Genomic DNA, 18,123 nt, shown 5'->3' on the forward strand with positions numbered 1-18,123 from the left:
GGGTGTGCCCCAAGAGAAGGTGCTTCGACTTTGCTCAGCACGAACGGAAGGGGGGGGGGTGAGACCAAGCTTAAGAACCAACCGAACGGGTCCGAAACTACGACTTAGACGCTTTCCGCAGCGCCAGCCGCACGAGCGCATCGAGCGAAGCACCCGGCCCCAGCTCTTCGTCCGCCGCCGCCACCGCGACGCTCGCTTCGTTCGGCCGGAACCCGAGGTTGAGCAGCGCCGACACCGCATCCGCAGACGCCCCCGGCGCGGCATTGACCACCGCCGGTCCAAGCCCGAGCGCGATGCCGCCGACTTTGTCCTTCAATTCCATGACGATCCGCTGCGCGAGCTTGGGCCCTACGCCGTTCGCCCGCGCGACCATCGCCTTGTCGCCACCGGCGATCGCACGTGAGAGATCGACCGGCTCCAGCGCCGACAAGATCGCAAGCGCGACGCGCGCGCCGACCCCCTGCACGCCGGTCAGCAACCGGAACCAGTCGCGCTCGTCCGCGCTCGAAAACCCGACCAGCCGCTGGAAATCCTCGCCGACCAGCAATTCGGTGAACACCGTACACGCCTCGCCGATCGGCCCCAGGGCCGACAGCGTCCGCGCCGAAGCGCCGACCAGATAGCCGACGCCGCCGACGTCGATCACGGCGTGGTCGATGCCGGTCGAGTCCAGCCGTCCTTTGAGATGCACGATCATTGCCGCGATCGGTAGAACATGGCGTGCGTCCCGTCATCCTCTCAAAATTCGCGGTCGCCTACGGGAGCCGCTCGAACCCCGTATAGGCCTTCAGGTCGGCGGCGCTCGCGCCCGTCAGTTCGGCAAGCCCCGGTCCGGCCAGATCGTCGGGCAGATGCCGCCTGCCGTCACCGTCGAGCATGCCGAGGAATCGCTCGATGATCGTGACGATCACCACATCAGGCCGTTCGGAGCGCAGCAGGTCATATTGGAGGCTGTCCGAACTCATCACCACCAGTCGCGAAAAGGTCGGGATCAGATGCGGGATGATGTAGTTCGCGAACGAATCGCGGAACAGCACGCAGCGAGGCAGGCCTTGATCGCTGCTCTCGTAGATCGACACCGCGCCGCGCGCGAAAATCCTGTTCTCGAACACCCGCTGGAATGGTCGCGCGATCCGGTGATCGACGGTGGTGGCGATTTCGTCCTGTTCGGGTTCGAGCCGCACACCGAGATCGCCGATATGCGTCCGGTCGGCGAAGCTCAGATCGGTCACGGCGATCCGGATCGGCAGCGACACCGACTCAACCAGGCTATCCATCAGCAGGTCATACGCCAGGAACCCCGCATAGAAGGTCCAGTGCGTATCGGTCTTCAGATAGGTTGCGCGGACGGCGCGCGCGTCGATCAACGGCTGTAACGGATAGGAGCACAGCGCGCGCGTCTCGGGATCGATACTGTCCAGGATCTGCACTGCAGGGCGGTTGTCGGATAGCGCGAAACCGGGTGGCAGCTTGTCGGCATAGACGACGTGCTTTTCCGGAATGATCATCATCCGGAACGCGATGTCGTTCGCCTTGCACCACGCCGCGCGCGTCTCGATGCTGTCGCGCCACACCGCGATCTCGCGGGGGCCGAGCGGCAGCGCGCCGGTGATCTGGTCGATCGCCTCATGGTCGCGGTGGAACAGATACCCGTCCGCGCCCTGGACGACGTCCACCGCCAGCCGGGCGCGCGTGTCGCCGGCGATGCTCATGAGCCCGACCGGCTTTCGCGCGCTCCGTCATCGCGCCGACGCCGGACCAGGGCGATCAACGCGCCGAGATCCTGCGCGCCGCTGCCGTCCGGTCCGAGATCGATGTTGAAGTGCTTCTCGATCCGGATCAACAGCGTGGCGTGCGCCAGCGAATCCCAGCCATCGACATCGTCGGCGGTGGTCGCCACGTCGACAGCCGCCGCCTCGACGCCGAAGGTCTTGGCGACGATCGCAAATATTCGCGCGCAAACATCGTCCTGATTCATATCTCAGTGTGTCGACCCGCAAGGTATTTTACAATGTTTTCGGTACGACTGATCTTCCCCGACGTCGACTTTATCAGCCAGCCCGGCGCGACTATCGAGATCGTCTTCGGAACCAGGCCCAGCAAATCAAGTAGTTGCCTCTTCACCGCCTGGCGAAGCGCAGAATCTTCGATTGCCCCGCAATCTTCGACGGCGCCGCCGCGCTCGACTACGACATGGCAGGTTTCACTGCCGATCGCGTCCGCGAACAGCCCGAACGCGACCGCGCGCCCCGCCTTTACGCCGACGACGTCGTTCAGCACTTGCTCGATCTCGTGCGCATAGAAATTCTTGCCGAGCAGGATGATCCGATCGGTCTTGCGGCCAAGCACGTACACCTCACCCTCGTGGAGGAATCCGAGATCGCCGGTCCCGAACCAGCCGGCGTTGAAACTCGCCGACGAGTCCTGCCGGTAATAGCCCGTGAAGACAAAATCGCCACGTACCAGGATTTCGCCGATCGCGTCCGCCCCATCGATCCGGACTTCGATGCCGTCGATCGGCGGCCCAGCGCTGCACAGACTGATGCGATCGTCTCCGACGACGTCCAGCCGATGGCGTCGCAAGCCATCGGCCGAGACCGAGCATCGGCGTGCCGGTACGCCCGGTCGCGTCTGCGCGACGGCGAACACCGTTTCCGCCATCGCGTAACACGCTTGCACCTGCACGGCCGATACGCCCCACTGACCGAATGCTGCAATGAATCGGTCAACGCTGGCCGGCTTGCACGGTTCGGAACAATTGATGAAAGCACGGACCCGAGAAAGATCGACCCGCCGGCTGTCGACGGCAGCATTCGCCAGGTGGTCGAACGCAAAATTGGGCAGCCAGACCAGCGTGCCGTCGTGTTTGGCGACCAGATCGAACAGCGAAAGCGGGTTCGACAACCAATCGAACGGATCGACGATCACCGCGCGCACCCCCGTCAGCAGCGGCATCAGCAACGTCGTGACTAAACCCATGTCGTGATACAGCGGCAGCCACGAACAGATCACGTCGTCGCTGGTCAGGCCGATCGCCGCGGCATAGCTCGCGATATGGTGGCTGATGGCGCGAGATGTCAGCGTCACGCCCTTCTTCAGCCCGGTCGTGCCCGAACTATGCTGCAGACAACAGACCGCGTCCGGATGCCAGTCCCACGCGATCGGATCGCCGTCGTCGGGCACTGCGTCCACCGTGGTGACGATCGCCAGCAGGTCTGCTGCTAGCGCGTCGGCGAAGGTCGCGGCGTTGATCGTATCGGCGACCAGAATGCCGCCGCCGATATGCCGGAACAACTGGGTATGGCTGTCCCAGAACCGCGCCGGATCCTGCTTGATCGACGGCAACGGCATCATCGCCGGAACGCAGCCGGCCAGGATCGCACCAATGAACGCATAGAGCAGGTCGGGCGACGATCGAAGTGCGATCAGCACCACGGTGCCGGGCGCCGCGCCGGTGCGGCGATAGAGGTGCGCGTATCGCTGCCCTCCGTCCCACAGCATCGCGTGCGTCACGACCGCGTTGCCGCCGGCGCTCGCGAGGACGAATTGCACCGTCGACGGCGCGGCTTTGCAGCGCGCGATGAAACTCGCGAGCAGCCCGGCGGGTTCGCTGGGCCGCCGCGTCATCCGCACAAGGCCGACAGCCGCGCGCTGACGGCGATGTCATGCGCCTGCAACGCGGTGCGGAACGTCTTCGCGAGCGCGGCGCGGCGCGTGTCGAACGCTGCCCCCGCGTCGGCGGTCCAGGCGGTCGCGACGACCTCGCGCAGGTCGGATACCGGATCGTCATCGAAAGATCGCGACGGTATCGCCATCGTCTCGGCCATTTCGCGCGTGCGACTGTCGACATGCAGGACGACCCCCGGTCGCTCGGCCTGGATGGCGAGCGCCACGCCGTGAAACCGCGGTCCGATCGCATAATCATAGCGCCGCAGAAAGCTCATCCAGGTCTGGCTGTCGGTAAAGACGAAGGCACGCCGACGCCCCCACTCCACAACCTGCGCACCGTCGAGATCGGGCAGCAACCGCTGTGCGAGCAGCGCGAAATCGACGCTTTGGGTATCAGCAAGGTCCGACCGGGCCAGCGCGATCATCGTCTCGGGATGCTGGACGATATAGCAACCATCGTGACGATCCGCCGCGACGATCAGGCGGTGTTCGGGCGCCATGTCGGCATGGTGATGGTGCCCGGCCGCGATCGCCGGTCGCGTCCCGAGCCCGGCGACGACCCGCGCCGCGATCCGCCCGCCCAGGTCTCTCGTCGGCGACAGGAACAGCGACGGACAGCCGATGACCGTCGAGGCATAGCCGTTGCGAGCCAGGATCTCGGCCGTATACGCGCCGCGGACGAGCATGGCGGGTGCCGCGCCGGCGGCGGCCGCGACGACGTCCAGCGCTGCGCGGGTGCCGTCCTTCAACGCGAGAGTCGCGCCAATACCCGGCGCCTGCGCACCGAGACCAACCAACAGGACGGGCAACCCGAACGCCGCGAGACGTGCCGCCCACCCCGACAGGTCGACATGATCGCCAAGCTGATTGGCACACGCCACAACGAGAATATCAGCGTGAGCGCGGACGATTTCGGGGGGCGTACTCCACGTAATCATGTGCGAGGCGGCCAACGACGCGACCAGCCCGTCGACATAGGCGACATTACCCGAATTGCCGCCAAGCGCCTCGGTCAGCGTCGCAGCGTCGGCGGTCGGGATACGGCCCGCGTCGCCCAGTTGCCGGATCGACAGGTTCGGCAAAATCGCGACACGGCGACGGGTCTTCGAGACAGTCATGGTAATCTTTCACAGCGAAGTCGAAGCCTGCGGTCACGCGTACATGCACACGCGCCGGCGCCGGATACGCGACATTGGCGCCAGCGGTCTGCCGCCCTAACTTTATGGGGTCTTCCCGGCGCTCCACAGCAAGGGCGCGGCGGGTGGGTCGCAGGCGACGGGTGCGGTGCTCGAACAGGATCGAGGCTTGTCGCCATGCGCGACCTGGGCAAACCATCTGAGCGTGCCGACCTTCTGGCCATCGACGCCGTTTTCGAGGACGATCACCTGGCGCGTCGAGACGTCCTCCATCCCTTTGGGAAACGCGGGAGAGGCCACGGCGTTCGGCCTCGCACTGCCGGCGTCTCCTGCATCGGGTACCGTCGCGAGCGTCTGCAGGTCGAGCTGCACACGTCGTCGATCCCGACCGGCAAACGCAATGCGGACCCGCGCGGAATTCGGCTGCTGGTCGAGGATCCATACCGCCGGCAGATTGGGCAACGCGCCCTTCCCCGCGACGATCGACGGGGTTCGCGACGTCGCGATCTCGCGGATGCGCCACCCGCCCCGGCCCGGACGTGCCGCCACGATCGCGGGTCCGTTCGCGGCGTCATAGCGGACCTTGCCCTTAGTCGCGGCATAGCGCGGATACAGGATCACGGGCGTACCGTCGGCTGCAAGCGCGAGGTCGAGTCGGTTGACGAGCCCGGCATCCTCACCGACGTTTTCGACCAAATCCATCGTGTCGGGGCTCAGCGGCGCCGCAATCGAACGGCCGTTCGCCGTGAACCATGTTTGGAAATTTTTGGTTCGTGCGTAGGATACCGCAAAATTCGACGCGACGTCGGGCGTTCGCCGCCACACGACCGCGACATGGACATAGCCGTCCGCACCGGTCCTGAAAGTGCTCGGATACGCACTGACCGGACCCTTTCGGTCGCGATCAGCAAAGATCGACCCGATCCGCTGCCATCGCCCGTCCTGCCACCTGTTGAGCAACCAGCTGCCGTTTCCCGAGCCGCCGGTGCGGTACATGAAGACGAGGTTGCCGTTGCCGTCATGCAGGAACCGCGGATAGGTCGCGCGCAGTTCGTCGCGGCCGATCATCGATGCCGGGCGGATGCTGCCGACATCGCCCACGGTGCCGCGCGCGTAGAACAACGGCGACGCATGCATGTTGCCCACGACGTGCACCGTATCGTCGGGAGCGATCGCGACCGCGAGGCTGTTGTGCGCATCCCACCCGGAGAACCGGGGCGGCAGGCGTATCGAACAGGATACGCGCCGCAAGGGATCGAAGCGCGAGACGGTGACCCAGCGGTCGGCGTCGAAATAGGCCGCGAAGATCTGCCCACGCGCAGTGGCTGCCGCGCCGATCGCGGTCCCTACCCCGGTCCATACTCGGTCGAGCTCGATCGCCCCGCCACCGCGCAGCGCGGCGGCACCGAGCTGCGAACAGCGCGGTATGCCCCCTGCGGGTTGCGCAGCGACGTCGGGTGCCTGGCACCCCGCCAGCACGACGATCGCGGACCATAGGCCAAGGCCTATACGGCCACGCCCGATCGCGGATGATCGTGCCGGGCATCCGAGCCACGCCGCTGCGAAGCAGTTCACCCGACGGCTCCGTCGTGGACGCGCACCGGGGCCCGTCTCAAGCAAAGACATAGTCCGCCATCATCTCCCCGTTGAAACTCACATTGGGGAAATCCTTCTGCATGCTGTGCGTGTAGATGCTCGACACCTTGCCGTAGCTGTTGTCGTGCAGTTGCGTCGTCGTTCCCGACAGCGCGGACGCCACGCCGACATGCAGCCGGTTGGTGGTGATCTCGGACGCGAGACGGGTGAATTCGAGCAGCATCCACGCTCCTCGATTGGCTTCGCGCGGTTTCACCCCGATCTGGAACACGATCGAGATATCGAAATTGGGCGCGCGGGGGATAAACGTCTTCTCGACGCCGTGCCGCATGCACGACATCTTCTTGCCGTCGATCGCCTCGGGCGTGAGCTTCGCGCGTTCGAGCAGCATCTCGCGGAACAGGTCATGAATCTCCGCGTCGCTCTCCATGTCGTCGTAAAGCTTGTCGGTATCGAGGAACAGCGCCAGATCATGCGACAATTCCGCCTCGATCGACGGTGCATGCGCAAGGACGTGCTGGTGGGTCGGCAGTTCACGGCAATAGATCGTCGTTGCGGGCGCCAGCGACTGCAACAGATCCTCGTTCCCACGGACCGAGTGCGGCAGCACGATGATGCGGTTATTGCCTGGCTGAAGCGCGCGGATCAGCGCCGACATGCCGTGGTAGAGCGGGACCAGGTTGCCCCCGCCCGCCAACAGGACCGTTTCGTTCCGCAAGGCCTTGGCCTCGGCGACCGACGACAGGATCTCGACGTCGATATTATAATGGTCGAACAGCTGATAGGTCGCCGCAGCGATCAGCGAGTCCCCGGCGTTACCCGGATTCATAAAATACTTGATCGTCTTGTTACGGTGTCGGCGAAATAAATCCGCAAGATGACCGTTTTTTCGTTCGAAATCTCTGGCGCATGAATCGTCCACGGTGAACTCCAATATTCTTGATCAGGATGGGACGGGGCTGTTGGCGACGAGCTGCCATTTCGCGACCATATCCTTGGGCATGTCCGGCCTGGATTTGGTGCCCATCCAGACGTCGGCGACGCTGCCGACATCGATGGCGATCCCGCCGCGACGCTTGATCGCCGTACAATAGGCCTTTGACAGGATGCCTGCCGCGACGATGTATACCGCGCCCTCGAACGGCGGCCGGAGCTGTTCCAGGATGTCCGGATAAGCGTCGGGATAATGCCGGATATCCTTGTGAACCTTGGCGATCGACGCCTGCATCGGCACCAGGATCGTCTCCGTCCGCGCCACTTCGGCCTTCTCGCGAAACACCCGCTCGAGGTCCGGGTAACAAGTGACGAAGCCCAGATACGGCTGTTTATGCAGGATATTGAAATAATGCGGCAGCAACGACCGGCTGAACCAGGTGCTTGCCCAGATCTTCTCCGACAGCTTGGCGAGATCGGTGGCATCCGCCAGATAATTATACACGCCGCGCATGCCGCACATGCCGCGGACGTCGAGATCCGGGAGGTCCGTAGAAAAGCTCTTGTCGATCGTCCCGCGCTCGGGACCACCGATGAGATCGGCTTCCGCGATCCCCTCCATGACCGTGTCGAGGAAGAACTGCTTATGCTCGACCATCAAGGTATTCGAGCCGAAGTAGATCCGCGATATCTTGGTAAGATTATACGTGGTCAAATGCGGGTAGATATCGAGCCCCGAGAACAACACGTTCCCATCGGCGTCGCCGAGCCGGATCAGCGACGCGGGCCTCTTCGCGGCGATCGCCTTGCGTAGGAAAGCGGCGATCGGACCGCCCGCGCTATTGCCGACATAGCTCGCCGCCGCGCTGCCGACGACGTCGTCATACTGGCGCAGACACCGATCGCGATCGAACGCGGTTGCATACTGCATATACTCGTCGGCCGCGTCCTGGCCCGGTGGCCACCACGTATTGCCGGCTAGGTTATAGGAATTCATCGTAGGGGCCGTCCTTTTGTACTGCGCCGAAACATCGTTCAGTCCAGGATTCTTGCATCGATTTCCGCACTGAATGCCCTGCGCATCCAGAACGGACTCTTCGACAACAGGTACAGCCAGTCCGCATCGCCGGTGACCGGGTCCGCTTCCTCGATCCGCAGGACGATCGCGTCCGGAACGAGCTGTGCGAACTCCGCTTCGAAATCGCGCCCCAGGACGCGGTAAGCGCCGCCGCGCGCGGCATCGGCCCTGCCCCAATCCTCGGTCTTTTCGCGCGTCGTCGGGTTCGGATAGGATAACAGCATCAAGCCGTCGGCGGTCATCACGCGGACCAAGTCGGCCAGCGTCTTGCGGTGCGCGGGGACACGGTGGAGCACATTCGCCGCAACGATGAGCCCGAGGCTGTTGCTCTGGCGCGCGGGCAGCCCTGCATCGGCATGCTCGATCCCGAACAGCTCGACGGATTTGAACCAGGGCTTGGGAATGCCGCTCGGCTCGCCCCACAGCAGCAGCGGAAGATGCGTGAACGTCTCGCGCAGCTGCAATTTATCGATGACCGCGCGGGCGATACGGTGCCGTTCGAGCGACCGGCACGTGCCGCATTGCGGCGGTTTGCGCGACCGGCTCAGCCGGTTGTTCTGCGCCGGGACGAACGTCGTCCCGTTGCAGATATTGCAGCTCACGGTCATGATCGATCCCCCGTCACGTCGGCCGCTGTGCCAGGCCCAGGACATCGAGGACGTCGTCGACCCGCGACGTCCAGGACACCGAACTCAATACCTTCTTGCGCTGCACCGTCGTCGGCGCCTTTTGCTTGCCGGCCACCACGCGCGTGATCGCGGCGAGGAACGAGTCGTGATCCGCGGCGATCGTCGCATAGGGGCCGATGTCGCCGATATTGGCGACGTCGGTCGTCACGATCGGGACGTTCAGCGCGAAATAGACGTAGAGCTTCAGCGGGTTCATGCTCTCGCTGAGTTCGTTGCGCAGGTGCGGCACCATCGCGACGTCGAACGCGCGGATATACCGCGTCGCATCCTCATAGGGTTTCACCCCGAGGATATGGATGTTCGGACGCGCGCCGAGTGCGAGCACGTCGGGCCGATCATGCGCCGACCCGATCAGCACCACGCTGCCGCCGGGGAATGCGTCGGCGACCTTGCCGATCAGCTCCAGATCGACCCGGTCGCGCAGATTGCCGACATAGCCGAGGATCGGCCGGGGCAGATGCGCGAGATCCTCCGGCACCGCCCAGCTATGCGACAGATCGAACATTTCCGCGCCGTTCGGGATGACGCGGATATCCTCGCGGATCGCCGCGAACCCTTCGCGTACCGGTTCGCAATTGGCGAGGACGAGATCGGCATCGCGCAGGATCTCGTCATACGCAGCATGGACACGCGTCCGATGCGGTTCGCGGCTGGGGAATCGGCGCTGGTCGTCGATCACGTCGGCGACGATACAGCCCGGCTTCACCACCGATTTGACCATCGTGTAATCGAATACGACCGGGCACACCCACAACACCGGCGAGTCGCCGATATTGGCCGCGCGCAGCTCCGATCGGATGAAATCCTCATACCCATCGCGCGGCGGCAAGTCGGTGCCGAGATAGCGTTGCGGCGCCGTCTCGGCGCGAAACAGGAACGTCCGTCGCAACAGGTTCGTCGTATCCGCCTGACGCAGCACGCGCCGGATGGTGTTGACGTACACCAGGTTTCCCTGGTGCGCGGTCGCCTCCGCGCCGTGCTTGGCCTGTTTGTCGAGATCGGTCGCGCTGATCGGCGAATCGAAATGGAGTACCTGGTTCACCGCGCCCGATTTGAGCAGATACCGCGCCATCATATCCGACCGGCGACCATAGATATCCGAGTCGTTCTGCTTCCACAGGAAGACGACATCGGGTTTGCGATTCTGCCAGATCGCCGGGCCGGCCCACCCCTTGGCAAAGCGCGGCAGCGGCTCGCCCGACACCCGCTCGACCGCCGCGAACAGCGCGTCGAACGCCGGTATCACCGGCCTGGATACCGTCCGTGCAGCCTCGAACGCCAAGTCCAGCCTCGCCGAATTCACACTATAGCTGAGTTCGGTCAGATAATGATCGCGGACGCGCTGCTTGGTCGCCGGCGCAATGCCCTGCGCGCTGATCTTGCGCAGTTCGTCCTTGAGTTGCGCGGCATCGTGGACCGCGATGATCGCCCCCGCCGCAATCAGATCGCGCAGCGGCGGCACCGGCGTCGCGTATACCGGCACGCCGAGCGCCATCGCATCGGTCAGCTTGGCGGGAATCTGGTAGCCCGATATCGCCGATGTCGGATCCTGCAACAGGAACACCGCATCGGCAATCGACACCAGTTCCGCGAGCCGGGCCCAAGGCTGATCGCCGTGCAGCCCGATCCGCGCCTTCTTGTATTTCGCGAACCGGCTCGACGTGCGCTTGTCGGTGACCGTTCCGATCACGCACAGCGCAAGCGTATCGTCGGCGAGCTCTTCGAGTGCGTCGGCGATCTCGAACACGCCCTTGTGCGGTCGCGGCGTCCCGAGGAACAGGATCACCCGATCCGCGTCGGTGTAGCCGAATTCGGCACGGACCTTCTGCCGATCGTACAAGGCGGGATCGAACACGCGTTCGTCGCGGCCATGGCGGACGACGATACCGCCGAACCGCTCCTGCAAGGCGTAGTTGGAGACGGTCACGCCATCGCATTCGGCGATCAGCCCTTCGGCAAATCGCGTGAAGATCTCGCCATAAGGCTTGTCGAGGATCCGCGGGTCTTCGGTGATCGCGGCGATCAGATCGTCGAGGCTGGCGGGGTCGCGATTGGGGAAGAAACCGAGTTCGTGATCGTCGACGTCGACGATCATCGGGCACGCATTGGCCTGCTTGATCATCGCGCCGATGAACAGGCTCGAGAAGCGCGCCTTGCCGACATGGACGACATCGCATTTGACCCGCGCGGCGATCGCGCGCGCACCGGCGACGAACTCGGCGAAGCTGCCCGCGGGATAGGCGTGCATCGTCATCGTCGCGGCGGCGATCGGCGGCCAGATCGTCGCGCCATACATCGGGAACATCGGCCCGACGAGTTCGACGACGCTGTTGCGCGATGCCATGTCCGCCAGCAGGAACGCCCGCCCGACCGGGTTGTGCGCCATATCCCACGACACGACCGCGACGCGGCGCGTGGCGGCGACCGCGGTTGCGATCTTGCCGGGATCACCGCCGACCACCGGTGAGTGCTCCGGCACCGTATCCGACGCGTCGACCACGAGTGCCGATTTCGCCTCGATCGCCGACTTCGCTGCCGTTCCCGTTCCCGTTCCTGTTCCCGTCGCCCGCGCGCCGGCCAGCGTCATGCGCTTGGTCCCCGCACCCAGCCGCTCGCCGGTCGACGCGCGCAGGCTGACTTGGTGATCGGCGCCATCGAGCAGCAACGTCGGCAGGGGTACGGCAAAACCATGCGTGGCGACCTTGGCGACGTCCTCGGCCAGCGCATCGACAGACGCGTCCGGTATCGCCGAACCGACCAATCGGCCATCGACGAACAGCAGGACTTCGGCATCGACCTCGGGCAATTCGGCCCAGCCGACCAGACGGTCGCCGCGCAACCCGACCACCTCTCCGGACGGGCGCTTTGCGCGCGTATGTGCGCCGCTCGCCTTGGCCGGATCGATTGCCGCCGCACCATTGCGCGCCGGACCGGACCGGGGTGCCAAATCGTCCGCGCGGGTCCCGCCCTTACCCGACTGCGCCACAACCGGATGCGCCGGACCAGCCGCGAGCGCGACCTCCGACGGGGCCGCCTGAAGAACGGTGTATCGCTTCGTCGATGCCGCAGAGGCCGAGGCCGAGGCCGTTGCTGCAGAGGCTGAGGCCGTTGCCGCATGACTGGTAAAATCGACCGATTCGAGTTCCACGGTGCCGGGGCCGCTCGAAAACTGCATGGCGAAGAAATACGGGGTGCCGGATACGAGATCGCCCAGCGGCATCTCCAGCTCATAGTCCCGGGCGTCGCCCTCGATCGAACGCTGCTGCGTCGAAAGCTTCTTGGCAAAGATCCGTTTGCCCTGCGCATTGGCCTTGAGCAGCGCGATCCATTCGAGATCGAGCCCGGCTTCGGCGTCACTGGCGGCGCTTGCCCGCAGCCGCACCACGGCGCGGCGCCCCCGTTCGACCCCCGTCAACTCGATCGGCTGCCACAGCCGGACCCAGCTCAGTGCCGAGCGGATGTGCAGCCTCACCCCCTGCGTCCTCGGCGAGGCCTTGGCCGGCCCCGTGTCGCCAGCTGCAGCTGCGCCATATTCGACGAACCAGTTCTGACAGAACTGCCCCATGTTCCGGCGGGCCGATACTGCAGGATCATGATCCGTAAACGTCGGATTCTGCAAAAGATTATACGTCATAGGAAACGGCGCTCTTTCGCGATGAGTATCTACACGACGTAACGTACGTGTTTTGCGAATCAAATGCCCCGCAAATCTTCTCAGATTTATGCCACTTGGTCACGCCTGCCCGGCATTAGCAATACAAACGAATCCGATCTCTTTAATTTTCGGGGAAAGCATTTCTTACAATTGGCTATCTACCGGAACTGGTATTCCGACTTTAGCGATTAAGATCGCTGGATATTGCCAGACAATGCTTGAAGCCATAATTGTATTGGAGATCATCGCGGGAAATAGGATCGAGATCGCTATTTAGCGTGGGGATCGAAGTGACCTCGATACCGCCAGCGATCACCGACGCGCCATGACGCAACGCCGCCCGTCTGGACGGGCGGCGCATCGATGACCTTAACCGGGGAAGCTTGAAGCGGGATTTCTCCCGTCGGGGTCAGGCACCCATGCCTGTTCGTCGCGACAGTGCCGCTGCGCTGGCGACATGATGCGCGTGCGTGATCGCCACGGCGAGCGCATCCGCGGCGTCGGGCCCAGCAAGCTTGGCGCCTGGTAGCAGGACGGCCATCATCGCCTGGATCTGTTTCTTGTCCGCGCCGCCGGTGCCGACGACGCCCTTCTTGACGGTCGAGGGGTGGTATTCGCCGATATGCAGCCCGGCCCCCGCCGCGGCGAGCAATACGACGCCGCGGGCCTGGCCCAGTTTCAGCGTCGACTGCGCGTTGGTGTTGCCGAGCACTTCCTCCACCGCGGCGCCGTCGGGGCGCTCGGTGCGGATGACGTCGATCAGCGCGTTGTACAGCGCGGTCAGGCGGCGGGGGAGCGCCATCGACGGATCGGTCTTGATCTGGCCGTTGGCGATGTGGCTCAGGCGGTTGCCATCGGCGCGGATGACGCCCCAGCCTGTGGTGCCGAGGCCTGGGTCTAGTCCTAGGATGATCATGCGTAGGAAGAAGATTGGTTCGCGCGGAGACGCGGAGACGCGGAGGGGGTGCGTTCCTGTCTAGCGTCTCGCGTTAGCGGGACTTTCACTCCGCTAGGCTGGCCAACAGATTTGAGGCCGCTGGCGCGGAGGACGGATCCACACGGTACAACCCTCCGCGTCTCCGCGTCTCCGCGTGAACCCACTTTCTTCATCTCAACCGCAAGCCGTTCAACCCAGCGACTCCATGATCTCGTCGGAGATTTCGTAATTGCCCCAGACGGTCTGCACGTCGTCGTCGTCATCGAGCGCGTCGATGAGCTTGAACAGCGTTGCCGCATCGTCCGCACCGACCGCAACCATGACCTGCGGGCGCCAGGCGAGCTTTGCGCCTTCGGCCTCGCCGAGCTTGGCTTCCAGCGCCTTGGCCACCTCGTGTAGGTCGCCCTGCGCGGTCCAGACCTCATGGCCGTCCTCGCTCGACGTGACGTCCTCGGCGCCCGCTTCGAGCGCCGCTTCGAACACCGTGTCGGCATCGCCCGCGCTCGCCGGATACGAGATCAGCCCGACGCGGTCGAACGCGTGGCTCACCGAACCGCCTGCGCCGAGGTTGCCGCCGTTCTTGCCGACCGCGACGCGCACGTTGGTCGCGGTGCGGTTGCGGTTGTCGGTCAGCGCCTCGATGATCAGCGACACGCCGCCGGGACCGAAGCCCTCGTAGCGGATTTCCTCGTAATTCTCGGCATCGCCGCGGCTCGCCTTGTCGATCGAGCGCTGGATGTTCTCCTTAGGCAGCGACGCCGCCTTAGCCGCGTTGACCGCCGCGCGCAGGCGCGGGTTCATGTCGACGTCGGGCAGCCCCATCTTGGCCGCGACCGTGATTTCCCGGCTGAGCTTGCTGAACGCCGACGAGCGCTTCTTGTCCTGCGCGCCCTTGCGGTACATGATATTCTTGTATTTGGAATGGCCTGCCATCGGTGCCTCTTTAGCTGATGGCCCCGCTCTTAGGCGTCAGGCGCGGATTTCGCCAGACCGTCGATTTTCCGCTCGATCGCGTCGAGGCGGTCCAGCACCAGATGGTCGATCTTGTGATGCACGCGCAGGATGTCGAGTTCGGCGCGCAGATTGGTCTCGTAGTCGAGGCTCGCGGCCAAGCGATCCTTCGCCGATTGCCGGTTCTGGCTCATCATGATGACGGGCGCCTGGATCGCGGCCACGGTCGACAGCATCAGGTTGAGAAAGATGTAGGGATACGGATCGAACGCCATCCCGAAATGGCCGAGGATGTCCGAATTGAGGATCATCCAGCCGAACAGGATGACGGCAAAAACGATAATGAACCCCCACGACCCGCCAACCGCCGCGACCTTGTCCGCCAGCCGCTCGCCATAGCTCGAGCGTTCGTCGGAGACGTCGCCGGCGTCGCGGCTGACGACCGTGCCCGCCTCGATCCCCGCAAGGACGCGGCGCTCCTCGTCGTCGAGCTCGCCCGGCGCCTTGCCGAGAAGACGTTGCGAGAGATCGGCGAGCGGGGAGTGTGTGGCCATCCTCAAAGGCCTAGCCCGGAATGCGGATTATGCCAGCGCGCAAAGCCCCGCTTGCGAAGCAAGCCGCAAAGACTCCTTGCTCCCATACGCCCGCACCTGCCAAACGCGCGGCATGACGGTTAGCGTGAATATGGGCACCGACGGCAATGGTACTGCCGTCGGCGTCGACCTGGAGGAACTACTCGCCACCCGCCTGTTGGTGCAGGGCAATTCGGGCTCGGGAAAATCGCATCTGCTGCGCCGCCTGCTCGAGCGATCGGCGGGGCATGTCCAGCAGATCGTGATCGATCCAGAGGGTGATTTCGTAACGCTCGCGGGGCCGCACGGTCATGTCGTGATCGAAGCCGGCGACTATAGCGAACGCGAGATCTCACGGATCGCGACGCGGTTGCGCGAACATCGGACGTCCGCGGTGCTCAGCCTGGAGGGGCTGGAAGTCGAGGGCCAGATGCGGTGCGCGGCGTCGTTCCTGTCCGCGCTGTTCGATGCGCCGCGCGAGCATTGGTATCCGGTGCTGGTTGTGGTCGACGAGGCGCAGATGTTCGCGCCGGTGACTGGTGGCGAGGTGTCGGAAGAGGTTCGTCGGGCGTCACTGGCGGCGATGACCAACCTGATGTGTCGCGGCCGGAAGCGCGGGCTCGCTGGCGTAATCGCGACGCAGCGGCTGGCGAAGCTCGCGAAGAACGTCGCGGCGGAAGCGTCGAACTTCCTGATGGGCCGCACCTTCCTCGACATCGACATGGCACGCGCGGCAGATCTGCTCGGGATGGAGCGACGCCAGGCCGAAGCGATTCGCGATCTCCAGCGCGGCACGTTCATGGCGCTCGGACCGGCAGTGTCGCGCCGACCGATCACCGTGAAGATCGGCGACGTCGCGACCTCCGCGCGCAGCGGCAGCCCCAAGCTGACGCCGTTGCCGAGCGCTGCGCCGATGGACTTGCAGGATTTGCTGTCTGAGCCAGTGGTCGACGCCCCCGAACTCGGCCTGATGTTCGATTCGCGCCCGCGTCGCGTGCCGGCGGAGGAACTGCTCGACGGCATCGCCCGCCCGCCCGAGCCGCGCACCGCCGCACCGCCGCCCCCTGAGAAGACCGACGACGAGGTCGAGGCGGTCTACGCCGACGTCTTCCGCGCGATCGTCGAGGATCCGGAGTCGACGTTGCGGCCGCCATCGGTGCTGTTCCAGGATTTCCAGGTGCGGTGTCGGATGGGTGGACTTGCCAAGCCGCCGCTCGATTTGCCGGGTTTCGTGCGGCGTCTGAGTTGCGCGCGTGCGGGGATATTTGACATGACCGATGAAGCGTGGACGGCGGCGCTCGACGTGGCGAGCGGCCTGCCGGACGACATGCTGGGGGCGTTCCTGCTGGTGGCGCGGGCTGCGCGCGAGGGCGAACCCTGCCCGTCGGACGCGCGGATCGCGGCGACGTACGGCACGAGTTCGCTCGGCCGGGTGAAGCGGCTGATCGGGTATATCGAGAGCCGGGAGTTGATCGTGTGCCGGACTGATCTGGCCGGTAAACGCTCGATCACGATACCCGGGCTGGGGTGGACGACGTTGCCGGCGGAAGCGGCATAAGATTTGACTCCTCCGTCATCCCAGCGAAAGCTGGGATCTTCCGCGGCTAGGAGCGCGCCCGTTCCACGAGGTACGGGATATTTGACGGGGCGCGTTCCTCCTCGCCGCAGAAGATCCCAGCTTTCGCTGGGATGACGGTTGGGGGGGCACATGGCGCTGGGCGGCTGGGTCTACATGATGACGAACAAGCCGTACGGCATGCTCTACATCGGCGTAACTGCATATTTGGCTTCGCGCGTGCATCAACATCGGAGCGATCTCGGCTCTGCGTACTGCCGGCGCTATGGGCTGAAGATGCTCGTATTCGCCGAGCAGCATGAGACGATCCAGTATGCGATCGCTCGGGAGAAGATGCTGAAGGCTTGGAAACGGTCGTGGAAGGACGAGCTGATCGCCACAATCAATCCGGGGTGGGTGGATCTATACGACCAGTTGCACTGAGGCCTCCTCGCCAGCCTAAATCGTCATCCCAATTAGCCCATCATCCCAGCGAAAGCTGGGATCTCCTGCGGCGAGGAGGAACGCGGCCGGTCAAACAACCAGCGCTACTTTGTTTGGAAACGCTCCTCGCCGCGGAATATCCCAGCTTTCGCTGGGATGACGGCTCAATCAGACGATCCTCAGATCATCCCCAACGCCTGGAGATACACCTCGAGGATCGCCTCCTCCTCCTGATATTCTTCCTTCTTCTTCTTCCGGATCGACAGGATCTTGCGGATCGCCTTGGGGTCGTAACCGCGGCCCTTGGCTTCGGCCATCACGTCCTTGATGTCGTCCGAGATACCCTTCTTCTCTTCTTCGAGACGCTCGGCGCGCTCGATCAGCAGGCGCAGTTCGTCCGCTGCGACCGCGCCGCCGCCCATGCCGTGTTGCCGTTCGTCAGACATCGAAAATTCCCCACTCGCCGACGCCACGCGCCAGCCTAAAGCCAATCGAGATACAAGCCCGCACCGGTGACCGCCGTCTCACGACGTCGTGAATCATGCCGCTGCTGGTGCGGGACGGCGTCTAGGCGTTTACCGTGCTTGGCTCAATCGCCTGAATCGAACGGCGCGTTCTTCGCAACGCTCGCCTTCATCCGTTCGAGCTGCTCGGGGCTCGCGTCACCCTGATGATGCGCCTTCCACTCCGCATAGGGCATTCCGTACACCGTCTCGCGTGCTTCGTCCTTCGACAGGCCGCCAGCCTCCTCGACCCAGTCCGACAGGCAGTTGCGGCAGAAACCGGCGAGCCCCATCAGGTCGACATTCTGCGCGTCCTCGCGGTGGCGAAGGTGGCGGATCAGGCGGCGAAAGGCTTTCGCCGCTACGGCATCGTCCAAAGTATCGAGGCGATCGGGATTCATTCGT

The 18,123-nt window shown here is 64.4% G+C and carries 17 protein-coding genes; 2 read left to right on the top strand and 15 right to left on the bottom strand.

Annotated features, from left to right (window positions below; translation table 11 throughout):
* Positions 1-97 precede the first annotated feature (97 nt).
* From ruvA to C8J46_RS05620, 13 genes are all read right to left on the bottom strand, one after another.
* Positions 98-697 carry a Holliday junction branch migration protein RuvA gene (gene ruvA, locus C8J46_RS05555; protein WP_132736040.1) on the bottom strand — a complete coding sequence of 200 codons (600 nt, stop codon included), beginning with the start codon at positions 695-697 and terminating at the stop codon, positions 98-100.
* A gap of 58 nt (positions 698-755) precedes the next feature.
* A complete protein-coding gene (locus tag C8J46_RS05560) occupies positions 756-1,712 on the bottom strand; it encodes a hypothetical protein (protein ID WP_132736042.1) in 957 nt (318 codons plus the stop codon).
* Entirely contained in the window at positions 1,709-1,978 is a 270-nt protein-coding gene (locus C8J46_RS05565) for an acyl carrier protein (RefSeq protein WP_132736045.1), read from the bottom strand. Before C8J46_RS05565 ends, C8J46_RS05560 begins: the two co-directional genes overlap by 4 nt.
* A complete protein-coding gene (locus tag C8J46_RS05570; RefSeq protein ID WP_132736048.1) occupies positions 1,975-3,627 on the bottom strand; it encodes an AMP-binding protein in 1,653 nt (550 codons plus the stop codon). The genes C8J46_RS05565 and C8J46_RS05570 overlap by 4 nt, the downstream gene beginning before the upstream one ends.
* A complete protein-coding gene (locus C8J46_RS05575) occupies positions 3,624-4,787 on the bottom strand; it encodes a polysaccharide pyruvyl transferase family protein (RefSeq protein ID WP_132736051.1) in 1,164 nt (387 codons plus the stop codon). The genes C8J46_RS05570 and C8J46_RS05575 overlap by 4 nt, the downstream gene beginning before the upstream one ends.
* 102 nt (positions 4,788-4,889) lie before the next feature.
* Positions 4,890-6,380, bottom strand: coding sequence for a BNR repeat-containing protein (locus C8J46_RS05580; protein WP_165886465.1), 1,491 nt, complete (start codon positions 6,378-6,380; stop codon positions 4,890-4,892).
* A 37-nt stretch (positions 6,381-6,417) separates the two neighbouring features.
* Complete coding sequence (locus tag C8J46_RS05585) at positions 6,418-7,230, bottom strand: polysaccharide pyruvyl transferase family protein (protein WP_132736057.1); 813 nt, start codon at positions 7,228-7,230, stop codon at positions 6,418-6,420.
* Between the two features lie 114 nt (positions 7,231-7,344).
* Positions 7,345-8,331: a hypothetical protein gene (locus C8J46_RS05590; protein ID WP_132736060.1), complete on the bottom strand. Its 987-nt coding sequence runs from the start codon at positions 8,329-8,331 to the stop codon at positions 7,345-7,347.
* A gap of 38 nt (positions 8,332-8,369) precedes the next feature.
* Complete coding sequence (locus C8J46_RS05595) at positions 8,370-9,020, bottom strand: hypothetical protein (protein WP_132736063.1); 651 nt, start codon at positions 9,018-9,020, stop codon at positions 8,370-8,372.
* A gap of 13 nt (positions 9,021-9,033) precedes the next feature.
* Entirely contained in the window at positions 9,034-12,666 is a 3,633-nt protein-coding gene (locus C8J46_RS05600) for a glycosyltransferase (protein ID WP_165886466.1), read from the bottom strand.
* 499 nt (positions 12,667-13,165) lie between these two features.
* Positions 13,166-13,672: a crossover junction endodeoxyribonuclease RuvC gene (gene ruvC, locus C8J46_RS05610; RefSeq protein WP_132736071.1), complete on the bottom strand. Its 507-nt coding sequence runs from the start codon at positions 13,670-13,672 to the stop codon at positions 13,166-13,168.
* Between the two features lie 210 nt (positions 13,673-13,882).
* The gene (locus tag C8J46_RS05615; RefSeq protein ID WP_056477859.1) at positions 13,883-14,626 is read right to left on the bottom strand and encodes a YebC/PmpR family DNA-binding transcriptional regulator; all 744 of its coding nucleotides are present in this window, start codon (positions 14,624-14,626) and stop codon (positions 13,883-13,885) included.
* A 29-nt stretch (positions 14,627-14,655) separates the two neighbouring features.
* Positions 14,656-15,198, bottom strand: coding sequence for a DUF1003 domain-containing protein (locus tag C8J46_RS05620; protein WP_132736074.1), 543 nt, complete (start codon positions 15,196-15,198; stop codon positions 14,656-14,658).
* Between the two features lie 112 nt (positions 15,199-15,310).
* Between C8J46_RS05620 and C8J46_RS05625 the strand changes: the two genes are divergently transcribed.
* Entirely contained in the window at positions 15,311-16,774 is a 1,464-nt protein-coding gene (locus tag C8J46_RS05625; protein ID WP_056051716.1) for an ATP-binding protein, read from the top strand.
* Positions 16,775-16,924: 150 nt separating this feature from the next.
* Positions 16,925-17,215 (top strand): GIY-YIG nuclease family protein, encoded by a 291-nt coding sequence (locus C8J46_RS05630; protein ID WP_132736077.1) that lies wholly within the window; start codon positions 16,925-16,927, stop codon positions 17,213-17,215.
* A gap of 179 nt (positions 17,216-17,394) precedes the next feature.
* Here the strand turns inward: C8J46_RS05630 and C8J46_RS05635 are convergent, their stop codons facing one another.
* Positions 17,395-17,637, bottom strand: coding sequence for a DUF2312 domain-containing protein (locus C8J46_RS05635; protein ID WP_197942503.1), 243 nt, complete (start codon positions 17,635-17,637; stop codon positions 17,395-17,397).
* A gap of 167 nt (positions 17,638-17,804) precedes the next feature.
* On the bottom strand, positions 17,805-18,119 hold the full coding sequence (locus C8J46_RS05640; protein WP_132736079.1) for a DUF1244 domain-containing protein: 315 nt from the start codon (positions 18,117-18,119) through the stop codon (positions 17,805-17,807).
* Positions 18,120-18,123: the final 4 nt, after the last annotated feature.

The organism is Sphingomonas sp. PP-F2F-A104-K0414 (assembly GCF_004340945.1).
GTDB lineage: Bacteria > Pseudomonadota > Alphaproteobacteria > Sphingomonadales > Sphingomonadaceae > Sphingomonas.